The following is a 14,186-nucleotide window of genomic DNA, read 5'->3' as shown; positions in this document are numbered from 1 at the left end:
TTAAATGACACTTAATCGGTATGAAGCCTTTAATGCTGTTGTGGAATCGGGAAGTCTGACAGGAGCTGCAAAACTTTTAAATTTAACACAATCAAGTATCAGCCATGCAATTTCTAGTTTGGAAAACGAATTAGGTTTTTCTTTACTTACACGAGGGAAAGCGGGGATTTTTTTAACAAGCAATGGTGAACGCATGCTTGAATATATTCGGGATATTCTAATCCTGAACGATAAAATGAAACAAGAAGCTTCAGAAATAAATGGTATAGAAACGGGCGTAGTCAGGATAGGTACCTTTACAAGTGTTGCTGCACAATGGCTGCCTTTTATTATAAAAAAGTTTCAAGATGCCCATCCAGGAATCATCGTAAAGTTATTTGAGGGTGATTACCTTACCATAGAAAATGAGGTTTCAACCGGAGGAATAGATTGTGGATTTCTCACTTCACCAATCACAAAATCGTTGGAATTTCTTCCTTTTAAAAAGGATAAAATGCTTTGTATCCTGTCAGATCAGCATCCTCTTCATACATCAAATACTATTTCTTTTGAACAAATTGAAACTGAGCCTTTGATTATGCCCAAAAAGAGCTGGGGGAATGAGATAGAGCAAATTTTTAAAAAGAATAATATAAAGCCTAACGTACTATTTGAGGTATCGGATGATCAGGCGATTATTGCAATGGTACAAAATAATTTAGGCATTAGTATTAGACCTGAAATGACTTTGTCGGGCATTCCTGCCAATATTGGTATTCTTAATTTAGAAATTGAATCTTTTCGCTTTATAGGCCTTGCTGTAAAACCGAATATGTCACCTGCAACTAAAAAGTTTGTTGATTGTGTCCACTCATGGTTAAGTGACAACAATTTACTGGATTTTTAACATTATAGCGTCTTTTCGCGAATAAAATTAAATGACTCAAAAAGGGGGTTACCTTTTCGAGCCACTTAATTTTATTATAATCTGAGAACGTGCACGGAAATTAAGTCGTACAGAAGAAAATTGGAGCAGCTAAATTTGAACTAGCTTAGAGATTTACGAATTCTACAGACTAGAAGATTAATCTGATAGGGCCGCGATATACTGAGAATATGGAAAAAAACTTACCTCTAAGTTGGCGTTAAAGCTTACCTTAAGTGAAGAAGAAAATATTTCACGAATGACAAAGGAAATTTTTTCAAATTAAAAAATACTATACTTTTCATTTTAGATATGTTTCAAGTTTCTCTTTATCAAAAACAGAAATCCATGGTAAATCCTGATTGACTTCATTAATACCAGGTTGGATAACGCGGCTATTTAAGAGGTCACAAATACAATCATTTATTAATTGGATATCCTGGTCTGATATTTTCCGGTTATATGTAGCGGCTCCTGTTTGTGTGGTCATCCCCCCTATCAAGCCTCTTTGATTTAATGAACTCCTGATCACTTCTCTGATAGCCTCTAGACTAGTCAACGGAAATACATCAAGGTGCTTAACAATCATTCTAAAAATATCCTCTCTAGATAAATCCTGTTCAAAATGTTGTCTCAAATAATCCACCCCCATTTGTCAAAACATTCTCCAAATGAAACGTAAAATCCTCCTTTTCCCCTAAAAAGGACGATACACAATTCCCTTTTGTGTACCGCACTGACCCTTTATTCCAAATATAGAAATTAACACATAAAAACCAGATTCACTGACGATTTTCCGCAACAAATACAGCGCCTGACCGTTTTGCAAAGGATGCTTCATTGTATAGAAACTCATCTGCCATAACTGAATTGATTTTTTCTTTGAAAATTAACATTCATATTTTTGGTAAATATTTGTATTATAATAAAATAAATATATAATCAGTTACATTTTGATAAAGATTATTTAACGAAGGGAAGATTGCTTATCTTTAAGACCATTCTGTTCATTCACATTTGCGCTGGAGCAATATGTCTTATTAGTGGAATAGGTGCTATGTCTTCAAAGAAAAAAAGAGGTATGCATACAATTTGTGGTGAAATTTATCACAGTGCATATGTTGTAGTCTTTGTCACATCGCTGACTATGGCAATATTGAATTGGGAAAGCAGCGCATATTTATTTTTCATTGGAATATTTTCATATTCTTTCGCATTTATAGGCTATGTAGCTGGTAAGAAGAAATGGAAAAACTGGACTGTATCTCATATTAGCGGGATGCTCGGATCCTATATCGCTATTTGTACAGCAATTCTTGTAGTAAATGTATCCAATATAACTATCTTCAATGAATGGAACCCATTAATTTTTTGGTTTCTTCCAAGCATTATAGGTTCCCCTCTGATATTGTTGGTTGGAAAGAAGTATAAAAAATCCAATTCAATCTAAGTTCAGTCCAAATACCTCATATTAACAAAAACCATTTAACAAATCCCAAAACAAAAAACCCCTCTCAATTAAGAGAAGGGCTTTTAACAATGGAGGAGTACCACTTAGGGGGTAGTACAATAATATAATTATCGCCAAACGAATACATTTATATTCACCCCCTTCCTCAAGTTGGTGAAAACGGCCTTACGTGACATTGAAAATGACGCCTTAGTCGTTCCCACTCTGCCCTTCCATTACTTTTTTGCTTTGTTCCATGACCTTTCTTAAATCCTTCTTCAATAAGACGTTTTATTATAGCGGCTCTTTAATGGTTTCGAATGGAAAATAGCGTTTTATCTCCTTTGATCGGAGTGTCGTGATTGGCATTATATTAACGGATTCAATTGATTAAACGGATGGATGGTCCTATCTTTTGAATTATGGATGCCTCTTACACTATTTAATTTTCACCATGTTTCTGATATGCTTTTATCAATTGAAATAAGAAAGGTGTAGTTACAATGTTAAAGGAATTCAGGGAATTTATTACCAAAGGAAACGTTCTCGATCTTGCGATAGCTGTAGTAATGGGTGCTGCTTTTGGAAAGATCGTTTCATCACTAGTAGATAATATTATCACACCGCTAATAGGAATTTTATTAGGTGGGGTCAATTTTTCTTCGTTATCTATCACAGTTGGAAAAGCAGTTGTTCAATACGGTAAATTTGTCCAAGCTGTGATTGATTTCTTGATCATTTCATTTGCGATTTTCATGTTTATGAAGATAGCGAATTCTCTTATTAGAAAAAAACAAGCGAACGAGGAAGAGGTATTGGAAGCGGTACCGGCATCCGAACAATATTTAAAGGAAATCCGTGATCTTTTACAAAAAAATTCACGGCAGGATGAAACATCATAAGTATAATACTGAATCAGTAAAAGTGTAGAAATAGCCAAAAATTCACTAAAGAATTAGATAAAGCCCCTCTCTTAATTGAAAGGGGCTTTTTAATGTCATAATGAACTACGTATCCGTTACAATAACAAGATATGCGACACTTATTAAATAACCGTGTGTCGGAATTCGTAAAGCAAAGTGACAGTAATGTTGGCAATCATAAGAGGCTCTCTATCAACCCAATAGCAAGTATTAGCTGGAACTGCTGTAATAATTTTTATTATATGAACAGAATTATACAACACCCCTGCTTCTACATATTATTTATCGGCAATATTTATCCCGTAAGGCAAGGGTATACTTAACCGATTGCACTGTACCTTTTTCTTGATCTTCAATCATTTGTTCTAAAAGTTCTTTTGGAGGATAATAGTAATCTAATGGTTTAATGACACTTAAATCATATGGAGGTTGTTCGACTTTGAAAGCTCCTTCTCCAACCGCAAACACTCCGCCAGCACCAAGCTCTCTCTTAAAATTGATGGCATATGGAAAACACATTTCAACGTTGATTCTAGTTAGGGTAGATTTCTCAACAAGTATTTTAAAACACTCTTCTGTATCAATATTGCCTGTCCCTACTGGTACTCCACATACCCTATAATCCTCGCCATCATGAATGATAATATGATCTTTAAAATGGGTTGTGAATGCATATGGCGCTAATTTTCTTACAGCTTCAACTGGATCCTCCCATGCCATCATTCCGTTGCCCACATCACAATGAGCGCTAACCCAAGGGTTGTTGACTTCATTTATTATTTGAATAACCTCATCTGTTAACTCTTCCTCATGATTTTCCACAGCTAGTTTTATCCTATATTTCTCTAATAATGGTACAATTTGTTTGATATCTCCTGGTGCTTTTTTCAATCTTTCCGGATCATACTCTCCTAAGCATGTATACGTACGAATCACATCCGCTCCGATTCTATGTGCTGCCTTAATGACTTCTTTTAGATGTTCCGGATCGCTTCCATTTGTGTCTATTTCAGCGAAAAATCCATACTTTTGAATTTCTTTTCTTACTCTCTCTAAATATTCCGGCTCAAATGATTCTAATGTACCCCATCCTGACAACCCTGGCCATGGAACAATATTGATCATGACTCCGTCTAATCCCAATTCAGCTGTTTTTCTGATAAAACCGAAAATATCCATTCGACCCGTAATAAATTGCAAGTGATAGCTTTCTGTTTCTAATCCAATTTTCATTTTTTCCCCACCTTTAATTAAGCATTTAGTTTTTTTTTTGTGAATTTGGTTGATTTTTTTTGTTTACGATTTTAACTAAGCTGCTTATAATAAAACTTTTGACACCGAACGCAATCATTGACAAAAGACAAGTCTTTTGCCTTCTATTCCTGGTGATTGATTCAAAATGCTTCCATATAGAATAAATGCAAACATGGAAGGGGCATATCCAACTAAGCAGTCTGCTATAGAAACTGTTGCACCGCTTACATAACATTTTGGTTAATTTGCTAATCAATTTGAGAATTTATAGAAGAAAACACTTCTTTACCTATGGACCCTAAATAGAATGACTCCCACACCTTACGGGAGTCAACTATTTGTCTAAAAATTAAGGTCGTTTTTTTTAAGTTTAATGTCAAGAAGTGATTTTGATTCCTATAGCCCCTGCAATGATACACATAATGAATAGGTTTAATCTTAAACTTCTAGGTTCATTAAAGAAAATCATTCCTGCTAAAACACTTCCAACAGAGCCGATACTTGTCCATATTGCATAGGCAGTCCCGACTTGAAGAGAAGTTAATGACAAGGATAGAAAATAAAAGCTTAAACTCCCCAAAAAAAGACACGCTACAGAGGGGAGCAATTTTTTAAAGCCGTCTGCACGTTTCAGGCTTATAACACTACCGATTTCGGCAAATCCGGCAATAATAAGAAAAAACCAAGCCATTGAATCATCCCCTATATCAGTTCATTTCCTTTAATGTTTAGGCTCTGCTGGATTGACTTTTATTCCAATCATCCCCAATATCATTAAAGCCATAAAAAATACTTTCAGTGGATTAATGGTCTCACCCAAAAAAAGCATCCCAGTTACTACAGTTCCCACCGTTCCCAATCCAGTGAAAATGGCGTAACCAGTTCCTAAGGGTATTGAATGTAAAGCTTTTGAAAGTAAAAAGAAACTAAAGATTATAATAACTACCGTAACAATACTAGGTATAATTTTGGTGAATCCGTGTGAATATTTAAGACCGATCACCCAGACAATTTCCAAAAGTCCTGCCATTATGATATATATCCATGCCATTTTATCGCTCTCCCCTTTGGCATTGACACTTATTTTTGAACCACGAAGTTCTCCATATATCGATGAATCGCATAAGCTACCCCATTTTCATCATTTTTAAGGGTTGTCGTTGTACAAGCATTTTTTATGACATCTTTTGCATTTCCCATCGCTACGCTGTATCCAACTTTCTGAAACATGGATAAATCATTGTTGCTGTCCCCGATTGCCATAGCCTTATCTAATGAGCCATTCATCAAGAAAGCCAATTTTTCAAGGGCAATTCCTTTTGAAGCTCTTTTACTGGTAATTTCAATGTTATGATCAGCAGATGAAACGACCATCAACTCACCAAAATTTTCGAATTGGTTCCAGGCTTCCTCTAATTTATTTTCATCAAAAGAACATGCTAAAATGTTATAGAATTCTTCCTCCTGTTTTAAGATATCATTATAGTTTTCAACTAAAACATATCCAAACTGGTCAAATTGCCTTTCCGCTATTTCAACTAATTCTTTCATATCTGGATTCAAATCTGCGCTTTTCAAACTTTTAATCTCATTATGGAACTGTTCTCTTCCTTTTTTAAGAGTATAGATGGCTTTATCAGTGAACACTTCGTAATAATAATTCCGTTCATCTAACCATTGGAGAATAGATTCAACACGATCTTTAGTTATCGTAATAGAAGAAATGCACTTTGCGCTTTTTGAATGAATGGTTGCGCCATTTGTCCCGATTACAAATGGGGATATCCCGGCTTTTTCACAAATTGTTTGAACGTCAAAATAAGCCCGTCCTGTTGAAATAACTACTTCAAAGCCTCTATTTTGGGCATATTGAATCGCCTTTATATTTTCTTCACTAATTTCATTCTTGTCGTTTAATAATGTTCCGTCTAAATCTATCGCAATGAAACTCATGCTATATAGCTCCTTTTCTCATTCTATCTATTAAATTTTCTTTCTAGCTTTTTTTCTGCTATCAACAAAAATCTATTCAAAAAGAGAGTACTCCCTCTTCCATCTCGATATATCCTTTTATGGGCTATGCTTGAATCCAATTGACTTCCTCTAATTTAGAATCATTTCTCCATTCCTCTGGAAATGGTTGCTCGCAGACAATCACATCTACTTTTTCTAGAGGACAAACTTTACAAAAGGTGTCGACACCAATTTTAGAGTAATCCGTTAGCAATATGACGTGCTTTGATACCTCGACCATTTTGCGTGAAACTAATGTTTCACGTAAATGATAATTACTAACGCCACTTTGAATGGAAACGCCACCAGCTGAAATGAACGCTTTATCAATATTAAATTGATTTAACATTTGTTCAGTGAGACCCCCGCATATGGATTGATGCTTTGGATCAATTTGTCCTCCAAGTAATAGAATTTGTCCTGTAAATTTATTTTGATTGAGCAATTCAGTCAACACAGACGACACAGGAAGAGAATTGGTTAAAATCGTAATGTCTTTTTTATTTTCAATACACTGGGCAAATTCAAGCATGGTTGTACCTACATCAATGGCAATCACATCTCCATTGGAAATGAGTTCCACCGCTTTTTTCCCAACCTTGATTTTCGCTTCTTGATTCACCGTTGTACGCTGTGTAAATGGAGGCTCCTCAAATTCAAAGACTGTTTTAATCGCTCCACCGTAAACCCTCTTTAACAGTCCTTTTTCCTCTAATATCATCAAATCGCGTCGAATCGTTTCCTCTGAAACATTAAATAGATCTACTAATTCTATAACTTTTACTTTTCCCATTTTGTTAAGTTCTTTTAAAATTTCATTCTTTCTTTCTTCAGGCAAAACAGACATATTTCTCCCCCTAAATCATCAATACTTTATAAAATAATGCATTCTTTCTTCGGTACAAGAATTTGAACGCGTGCTCCTTGCTCAAACATTTCCCCACGGTGGTGAAGATAGTCTACATGAAAAGCGCACTCCTCTGTTTCTACTTCATACCTTAAAACATTACCTGCCATGGAAACATCCTTAATAAATCCTTTAATCCCCCAATTCTCTTGTAAGTCCAAACTGTCCTCACCAACAGAAACTAATTGTAAAACTTCTGGACGAATGGCAACTTCATTCCCTTTTAATTCTTTGGTGCGAACAAGTTTTCGGAAAACTTCCATATTACAGACATTATAATTCCCGATAAATTTTGCAACAAATGTATTGACTGGAGAAGTATAAATTTCTGAAGGAGAACCGGATTGTACAACTTGTCCTTTATTCATGACAAAAATTCGATCAGACATCGTCATTGCCTCTTCCTGATCATGTGTAACAAAAATAGTTGTGATATCTAATTCTTTCTGTATTCTCTTTAATTCTTTTTGCAAACTTTTTCTAATTTTAGCATCTAATGCGCTTAACGGCTCATCCAGAAGCAGTACTTTTGGCTCCATGACAAGCGCGCGGGCAAGAGCAACCCTCTGCTGTTGTCCACCAGATAACTGATGAGGATAAGACTCTTCTTTTCCTATTAAATCAACCATATCAATCATATTTTTCACTTTTGACTTAAGATTTTTCACCTTTTTCATTTTAAGGCCGTAAGCGATATTATCAAAAACATTCATATTCGGGAAAAGCGCATAAGACTGAAACACCATACCGACTTCACGCTGACGCGGTGATAAATCAGTAATATCTTTTCCATCAATTAAGATTCTTCCTACATCAACGTCTTCAAGTCCCGCAATGGAACGTAATAATGTACTTTTTCCACACCCGCTTTGCCCAAGAAGTGTAGCAAATTCACCTTTTTTTAATGTTAAAGAAATATTATTTAAAACTAATTGATTGTCATATCCCTTAGTCACTTGTTCGATGGTTACATAGCTCATTAGTTTTCACCTTCTAAAGTAGTATTTTATGACGGTATTTTTCTAAAAAAAATGAAGGAATTCGCTTCTTATTTTGACCCGACAGGATTTCTTTTGTTTCTAAACGTAAGCTTTAATACAGTCCCAGTTAAAAGTAAAATCATTGAATAATAGGTTATAACAATTGCACTTGTTAAGTGACCACTGCTGTTTAGTTTGTCGGATAGATAAATTTGAAGGGTTTCGAATCGGCCCCCGACAAGCAAATTGGCAAAAGCAAACTCACTAAATAAAAGAGAGACAGATAATAAGGTAGACACTAAAATTCCAGATATAATATTTGGAAACACCACCGTACGAAAGGCTTGGAATTTTGTGGCACCGAGTAATTCAGCTGCATCAACAAGTTGTACAGCATTAAGCGTACGAAGACTGTTACGAATTCCTTGATACATAAATGGTAGAATGGTTATGAAATAAGCACCAATTAAAATCCAAGGTGTTCCGGCAATTTGAATCGGTCCAGCAGAATATAGCTTGATTAATCCAACGGCTCCAACAATCGGAGGAACTCCATAAGGAAGCATGGCTGCGGCTTGGAGCAATCCTTCCCATTTACTGAAATATACCGTGATAATAAAAATTGTCGGAAGCATAATAACAACACTAAGACCTACAGACATGACAATTAAAAACAGTGTTCGTCGGAAAGCATCATAAAACCGTTCATCTTGAAACAATTCAATATACCATTTCAGCGTATAACTCTCAGGTAAAATCGTATGATCCCATTTACCAGCAATCGAGAATAAAAGTGTTCCTACAAGCGGAATTAATAAATATATAACTAGTAATCCAACAAACAATTTATGAAATGTCAATGAAGACTTCATCGTAAATCCCTCCTAACTCTACGCATCATTCGTTCATTGAACCACATCGCCCCTATCATGGTCGTTGCTAGAAGGACTCCCAATGCACTACCTAGCTGCGGCTTTAATGCAACATCACTAGCAACTAGAGAAGCAATTTGCAATGACAATATGTTATAGTTGCTGCCGACCAATGCATAGGCTGTTGCGTAGGCTCCCATCGCATTAGCAAACAAAATACTGAATGTACCTACAATACTAGGTAAAAGAACTGGAACCCCTATCCGAAGCCAAAATGAAAATGTTGACCCTCCTAATAATGAAGATGCTTCTTTCCATTGTTGCCTAATTCCTTGATAAGACGGGTAAATGAGCATAACGGCAAGCGGAATTTGAAAATAAATATAAACAAGAATGAGGCCTGTCCAGGAATATAAATTAAAATCTGCAAACAGGTCCCAACCAATCTTGGCAAATAGCAACGTAAACAACCCATTGTTTCCAAGTAAGATAATATATGAAAATGAAAGGGGAATCCCTTCAAAGTTCGACGTCATATTGGTAACCATCAGTAGTCGGTTTTGTATTTTTTGAGAGAACTTTGTAAACGAATAGGCTGCAATGACTGCTACAATCACAGAAGTTATAGCAGAAAACAAGGAAATGACCAGGCTATTTTTAATGGCTTGTAAGTAAAATTCACTTTTGAATATGGTTAAGTATTGATCAATCGTAACTTGAATTCCATCATCTGCATAAAAACTATTTTTAATCATTGCCACTAATGGTCCTATCTCAAATCCAATCACAAACATAATAAATGGCAGTAAAAGAGCTAATAAGTAAATTTTTTGTTTTTTTATTTTTCGCAAGACTTCTCGCTCCTCTATGTTCTCTAACAATAATGTTTTTACAGGGTGACTTTTCCTTTCAGACCTGGAAATTGATATGAAATCATTTTATCGGACGGCTCAATATTTAATAGTTCACAAACGAGCGGTGCAAAAGCTAATTGCGGAACCACTTCACCATAAATGCCAGGCTCAACTTTTGGACTAATGATTAAGAGCGGTACATCACGTTCACCATCAGTTATGCCGCCATGGTTGCCATATTCACTCATGCCATGATCCGATGTAATTAATATGTGGTAACCTTCTTTGATCCAAATTGGCAATAGTTGTGCCAACAAGCTTCCCATTTTTAGGATTTGCTCACGATATTCTTTTGATTCCGAGCCAAAAATTTCTCCTTTTACATCTACACCGAGCGGATGAATATATAAAAAGTGAGGGTCATACTTTCTACGTAAAGCTTCTGCATCCATTAACACATGGCTATCTGGATAGTCATCGTCCCAATAAAATTTTCCGTATTGAATTGGATTGGATTCATCTTCTTGCTCACGGTCTTCAATAAAATGGAATGGCGCACGATTATAAAGTTCGCTTACCCAGTAATAGGACACTGTTCCGTTTCTTAACCCGTTTTCTTTCGTAAGATGAAAGAGACTTTTCTCAGTAGATAAACGAACGGCTTGATTGGACGTAATCCCATTTATTGAAGCCGGCGTACCTGTTAACAACACTTCATATAATGGACGGGAAAGACTTGGAAGCTCCGACTTAACTTTGTAAAGTGACGCTTGATTCGTTTCGACTAAATGCTGAATAAATCCCAGCGCTTCGCATGCTTTATCGTATCTCATACCATCAACAACGATTGCTATTACTTTATTTGACATGGACTAACACCTCTTCTTGCCAAATCTGAGGTAAATTTTTAGCCGTTTCTTCCCAAGCTTTGTAATCTTCAATTGGTTTTGCATTTTTATACTGTTCTTCTGGAACCATTTTTTCAGCTACTTCTTTCGGAAGTTCTACATCGCGAATTGGACGGGCAAATCCTTTAGCTAAATTAATTTGTCCTTCATCGCTTAAGATATATTCTCTAGTTGCCATTGCCGCATGCGGATGCTTGGCAAATTTGTTAATAATGGTTGCGTAGCCGCTTACGACTGAACCTTCACTTGGAATGATCACTTCAAATTGATCGCGGTTAATTTGGTCAGCGTAACCAAGAGCATTGAAATCCCAAACAAGTGCAACTTCCACTTCCCCTTTTTCGATGTTAGCCGGCTTGGCATCAGTCAAGCTAAGGCGGCCTTGCTTGGCAAGCTTCGCAAAATAGTCAATTCCTGGTTGGAGATTTGTTTCATCACCGCCGTAAGCGATAGCGGCAGCAAGTACGGCCATTTGATTCTGTGTACCACGCTGGACATCTCCAACTGTTACTTTATAATCCCCTTTTAATATGTCATCCCAAGATTTAGGCGGGTTTTCTACTAATTCTTTATTAGTAAAGAATGCAATCGTTCCTTGGTAGCCAACAACCCAATCTCCATTGTCATCTTTTGCCCACTCAGGTACCTCGTCCCAATAGGAAGTTTTATATGGCATCGTTAATTCTTTTTGTTCCGCGATTGGCCCAAAGGAAATCCCTACATCGCCGATATCGGCTGTTGCATTCTCTCCTTCAGATTCCATTTTGGCAATCTCTTCGGCACTGGACAAATCTGTATCATTGTGTTCCAATGAATATTTTTTCATCACTTCATTCCAAGTTTCTCCCCAGTTAGCCCATGAATCAGGCATACCAACACTATTAATAGTCCCCTCTTCTTTTGCCTTTGTTTCAATTTCTTTCAAGGTTAACGAACTTGGATCCTTAACCACTGAAGCAGCCTCCTCATTAGTAGCTCCACAAGCAGCTAATCCCAGTACACTCACCCCTAATATCAAAGCTTGAATAGACTTGTAACAATTCTTCTTGAATGTGCGATTCATAAAAAGTGCCTCCATTTAGTGTGGAATCTTTAATGTTTATTACTGTTTATTACGGTTTAATCATAATCAGAAAACATTAATCCCACATAAACCAAATGTTAAGATTTTGTAAACCTGCTCTTTATTTCTCCAACTCATCAGCTTTTATTTTCATAAGCATTAACAACAGTCCGCAAACAGGACCAAGTAAAGACAAGTCTATAAAAGAGAATGTGAAAAATTTTCATTAAAAACATATCATCCTTTTCCCCTTCTTTTTAGCTCGCCGTTAACAAAACTCCATATTAGCTAAATACCTTTTCATGCAAAAAAACTCTCTTGATACAAGAGAGTTTTACATAGATCTTATTAAACAGATAGAATTATCAATGTTTGTCTATAAATAATAATTGGTATCCCGCTTCCTCCCTAACTCTTCACCTGAGACGACTCTCTGATAAACCTTAATTTTTGAATTTTTTTGCAAAATCTCCATAAGGGTGAAGTAGATTCAACGACTGTTCAAAAAAAATTCAAATGAATAAACGCCAATAAAGAGCTCCAAAATGGAGCGCTTTATTGACGTTTATCTACCAAGCACTTTAATCATTGCGTCCCCCTAGCCACTACCCGAGGAAGGGACTGAAATTCCTATAACATGGAATGTTGTATTCATTACATATTCTATCGTGGTCTATTTCAAAATATTCAAAATCCTTCCAACCATACGTAGAAACCTATTAGAAAGCTTAGATAAATTGGGCTGAAACCACGGAATTTCCAAATTTTAATAGCTTTTTGAAGACAAAGATTTTGCTTGATTAATTATATCCATTCTCTTTATTCCAATCACCATTACAACTGCTGAAGCAAGATCTTAATTTTCCTCTCTCCTTACATTTATTAATATAAGGAGGAGGCTCATTTTAGGTTTTCTTTATTTATTTTCACTTTTAAACTTTATGAATTTCGTTCTATTGAAGGAGAAAATTTTAGATACGTAACATTCGATCAACCTTCAAATGGATGCAATTACATTGATTCATAGTCTTTTATTTCAAATTCATTTAAGGGCCGATTAATCGACTTACTCAATTTTTTAATAAGCTCTTGGTAATCCTTAGTATCATTTGGATCAATACCTTCTCTGACGTTTAGTATCTCGTATCGGTCATACTGTTCTGGAATAAGTTTTCCGTCTACATGGATATAAAGCCTATATTTAATCCTCAGATTCATATTACCATCTCCTTTACTATCAGTTCGATATAGGGAGCTATTTTCCTGCAAGAAAAAATGCCTATATGTGATGCTCCATTAGCTATTCAGTTAATAATCAATGTTCGTAGTTCGTATTATCTCTTATTTTTATACATTTTACATTTATGTTGAGCACATATATCGGGAGAATCTTCAGGAGGAATTGTTATATATATTAGAGAACAACATATTAATGTATATACTGGATTGAATTCACCTGTATACTTTTGTTCTCACTGCATAAATTGTTCAAAACGAAAAAACTAGTGTATATGGAGGTTTTTTAAATGAATCACCCCGAGCAAGAAATGTATAACTATCACGCGTGGGCAAATGGAGTCATCATCGATCGGTTAAATGAACTTCCACAGCACATTTACCATAAGGAAATTCAGACTGGTTTTTCGTCGGTATCAAAAGTGTTGTCTCATATTTATCTCACAGATTTTGCGTGGTTTGACATTATCTCAGGTAAAAGTATGAATGAAGCAATGGCATCTTCTAATCAATTAAAAGAAGCGGTGGAAAAGAAAAGTATTGAGGAAATGAAAAAAATATTTATAGACTTATACGAAAGAAACAAAGTACTTCTGAGTACAGAGGATATGGAAAAGGTAATTGTCGTGGATAACCCCTATGCCGGATTGCTTGAAACTACCATTTCCGAATCGGTATTACACATTGTCACTCACGGATCATATCATCGTGGCAATATAGCTACCATGTTACGGCAAATGGGGCACACTTCCGTTATGCAAGATTTTGGCCTTTATCTTTATGCAAAATAGAACACCAAACTATACCCGATTCCTGATTAAG

The 14,186-nt window shown here is 35.8% G+C and carries 16 protein-coding genes; 4 read left to right on the top strand and 12 right to left on the bottom strand.

The annotated features are described in order from the left end of the window. The first annotated feature begins 4 nt into the window (after positions 1 to 4). Complete coding sequence (locus LQ188_RS22370) at positions 5 to 886, top strand: LysR family transcriptional regulator (protein ID WP_230178325.1); 882 nt, start codon at positions 5 to 7, stop codon at positions 884 to 886. 319 nt (positions 887 to 1,205) lie between these two features. Here LQ188_RS22370 and LQ188_RS22365 read toward each other — a convergent pair whose 3' ends face one another. Beyond that, a complete protein-coding gene (locus LQ188_RS22365) occupies positions 1,206 to 1,541 on the bottom strand; it encodes a hypothetical protein (protein ID WP_157830945.1) in 336 nt (111 codons plus the stop codon). Between the two features lie 345 nt (positions 1,542 to 1,886). On the opposite strand from LQ188_RS22365, the gene LQ188_RS22360 reads away from it, so the two are divergent. Next, positions 1,887 to 2,354 carry a DUF2306 domain-containing protein gene (locus LQ188_RS22360; RefSeq protein ID WP_230178324.1) on the top strand — a complete coding sequence of 156 codons (468 nt, stop codon included), beginning with the start codon at positions 1,887 to 1,889 and terminating at the stop codon, positions 2,352 to 2,354. A gap of 503 nt (positions 2,355 to 2,857) precedes the next feature. Beyond that, positions 2,858 to 3,256 (top strand): large conductance mechanosensitive channel protein MscL, encoded by a 399-nt coding sequence (mscL, locus tag LQ188_RS22355; RefSeq protein WP_101221543.1) that lies wholly within the window; start codon positions 2,858 to 2,860, stop codon positions 3,254 to 3,256. 303 nt (positions 3,257 to 3,559) lie between these two features. On the opposite strand, the gene LQ188_RS22350 is transcribed toward mscL, so the two are convergent. The 11 genes from LQ188_RS22350 to LQ188_RS22300 form a co-directional block, all read right to left on the bottom strand. Continuing rightward, the gene (locus LQ188_RS22350; protein ID WP_230178323.1) at positions 3,560 to 4,510 is read right to left on the bottom strand and encodes a sugar phosphate isomerase/epimerase family protein; all 951 of its coding nucleotides are present in this window, start codon (positions 4,508 to 4,510) and stop codon (positions 3,560 to 3,562) included. 397 nt (positions 4,511 to 4,907) lie between these two features. Then, positions 4,908 to 5,222: a multidrug efflux SMR transporter gene (locus LQ188_RS22345; protein WP_101221541.1), complete on the bottom strand. Its 315-nt coding sequence runs from the start codon at positions 5,220 to 5,222 to the stop codon at positions 4,908 to 4,910. 30 nt (positions 5,223 to 5,252) lie between these two features. After that, complete coding sequence (locus LQ188_RS22340; RefSeq protein ID WP_101221540.1) at positions 5,253 to 5,582, bottom strand: multidrug efflux SMR transporter; 330 nt, start codon at positions 5,580 to 5,582, stop codon at positions 5,253 to 5,255. Between the two features lie 29 nt (positions 5,583 to 5,611). Continuing rightward, on the bottom strand, positions 5,612 to 6,484 hold the full coding sequence (locus tag LQ188_RS22335) for a Cof-type HAD-IIB family hydrolase (RefSeq protein WP_230178322.1): 873 nt from the start codon (positions 6,482 to 6,484) through the stop codon (positions 5,612 to 5,614). Positions 6,485 to 6,608: 124 nt separating this feature from the next. Next, the gene (locus LQ188_RS22330) at positions 6,609 to 7,391 is read right to left on the bottom strand and encodes a DeoR/GlpR family DNA-binding transcription regulator (protein ID WP_230178321.1); all 783 of its coding nucleotides are present in this window, start codon (positions 7,389 to 7,391) and stop codon (positions 6,609 to 6,611) included. A gap of 26 nt (positions 7,392 to 7,417) precedes the next feature. After that, the gene (locus tag LQ188_RS22325; protein WP_101221537.1) at positions 7,418 to 8,431 is read right to left on the bottom strand and encodes an ABC transporter ATP-binding protein; all 1,014 of its coding nucleotides are present in this window, start codon (positions 8,429 to 8,431) and stop codon (positions 7,418 to 7,420) included. Positions 8,432 to 8,499: 68 nt separating this feature from the next. Next, positions 8,500 to 9,303 (bottom strand): ABC transporter permease subunit, encoded by an 804-nt coding sequence (locus LQ188_RS22320; protein WP_034313149.1) that lies wholly within the window; start codon positions 9,301 to 9,303, stop codon positions 8,500 to 8,502. Then, positions 9,300 to 10,154: an ABC transporter permease subunit gene (locus LQ188_RS22315; protein ID WP_098936008.1), complete on the bottom strand. Its 855-nt coding sequence runs from the start codon at positions 10,152 to 10,154 to the stop codon at positions 9,300 to 9,302. The genes LQ188_RS22320 and LQ188_RS22315 overlap by 4 nt, the downstream gene beginning before the upstream one ends. A 38-nt stretch (positions 10,155 to 10,192) precedes the next feature. Further along, complete coding sequence (locus LQ188_RS22310) at positions 10,193 to 11,026, bottom strand: alkaline phosphatase family protein (RefSeq protein WP_230178320.1); 834 nt, start codon at positions 11,024 to 11,026, stop codon at positions 10,193 to 10,195. Further along, a complete protein-coding gene (locus LQ188_RS22305) occupies positions 11,016 to 12,128 on the bottom strand; it encodes an extracellular solute-binding protein (RefSeq protein WP_230178319.1) in 1,113 nt (370 codons plus the stop codon). Before LQ188_RS22305 ends, LQ188_RS22310 begins: the two co-directional genes overlap by 11 nt. A gap of 1,011 nt (positions 12,129 to 13,139) precedes the next feature. After that, a complete protein-coding gene (locus tag LQ188_RS22300; protein WP_101221533.1) occupies positions 13,140 to 13,346 on the bottom strand; it encodes a hypothetical protein in 207 nt (68 codons plus the stop codon). Between the two features lie 308 nt (positions 13,347 to 13,654). Between LQ188_RS22300 and LQ188_RS22295 the strand changes: the two genes are divergently transcribed. Beyond that, the gene (locus tag LQ188_RS22295) at positions 13,655 to 14,155 is read left to right on the top strand and encodes a DinB family protein (protein ID WP_101221532.1); all 501 of its coding nucleotides are present in this window, start codon (positions 13,655 to 13,657) and stop codon (positions 14,153 to 14,155) included. Positions 14,156 to 14,186 lie beyond the last annotated feature (31 nt).

It is taken from the genome of Peribacillus sp. Bi134 (genome assembly GCF_918698065.1).
Classification (GTDB): domain Bacteria; phylum Bacillota; class Bacilli; order Bacillales; family DSM-1321; genus Peribacillus.
This window is presented reverse-complemented; position numbering and strand designations above follow the sequence as displayed.

What these genes read in the sequence shown, in the direction of transcription:
- LQ188_RS22325 (WP_101221537.1), bottom strand. Translation starts at nt 8,431, where the DNA reads ATGAGCTATGTAACCATCGAACAAGTGACTAAGGGATATGACAATCAA.
- LQ188_RS22345 (WP_101221541.1), bottom strand. Translation starts at nt 5,222, where the DNA reads ATGGCTTGGTTTTTTCTTATTATTGCCGGATTTGCCGAAATCGGTAGT.
- LQ188_RS22295 (WP_101221532.1), top strand. Translation starts at nt 13,655, where the DNA reads ATGAATCACCCCGAGCAAGAAATGTATAACTATCACGCGTGGGCAAAT.
- LQ188_RS22305 (WP_230178319.1), bottom strand. Translation starts at nt 12,128, where the DNA reads ATGAATCGCACATTCAAGAAGAATTGTTACAAGTCTATTCAAGCTTTG.
- mscL (WP_101221543.1), top strand. Translation starts at nt 2,858, where the DNA reads ATGTTAAAGGAATTCAGGGAATTTATTACCAAAGGAAACGTTCTCGAT.
- LQ188_RS22320 (WP_034313149.1), bottom strand. Translation starts at nt 9,303, where the DNA reads ATGAAGTCTTCATTGACATTTCATAAATTGTTTGTTGGATTACTAGTT.
- LQ188_RS22335 (WP_230178322.1), bottom strand. Translation starts at nt 6,484, where the DNA reads ATGAGTTTCATTGCGATAGATTTAGACGGAACATTATTAAACGACAAG.
- LQ188_RS22370 (WP_230178325.1), top strand. Translation starts at nt 5, where the DNA reads ATGACACTTAATCGGTATGAAGCCTTTAATGCTGTTGTGGAATCGGGA.
- LQ188_RS22330 (WP_230178321.1), bottom strand. Translation starts at nt 7,391, where the DNA reads ATGTCTGTTTTGCCTGAAGAAAGAAAGAATGAAATTTTAAAAGAACTT.
- LQ188_RS22310 (WP_230178320.1), bottom strand. Translation starts at nt 11,026, where the DNA reads ATGTCAAATAAAGTAATAGCAATCGTTGTTGATGGTATGAGATACGAT.
- LQ188_RS22300 (WP_101221533.1), bottom strand. Translation starts at nt 13,346, where the DNA reads ATGAATCTGAGGATTAAATATAGGCTTTATATCCATGTAGACGGAAAA.
- LQ188_RS22340 (WP_101221540.1), bottom strand. Translation starts at nt 5,582, where the DNA reads ATGGCATGGATATATATCATAATGGCAGGACTTTTGGAAATTGTCTGG.
- LQ188_RS22350 (WP_230178323.1), bottom strand. Translation starts at nt 4,510, where the DNA reads ATGAAAATTGGATTAGAAACAGAAAGCTATCACTTGCAATTTATTACG.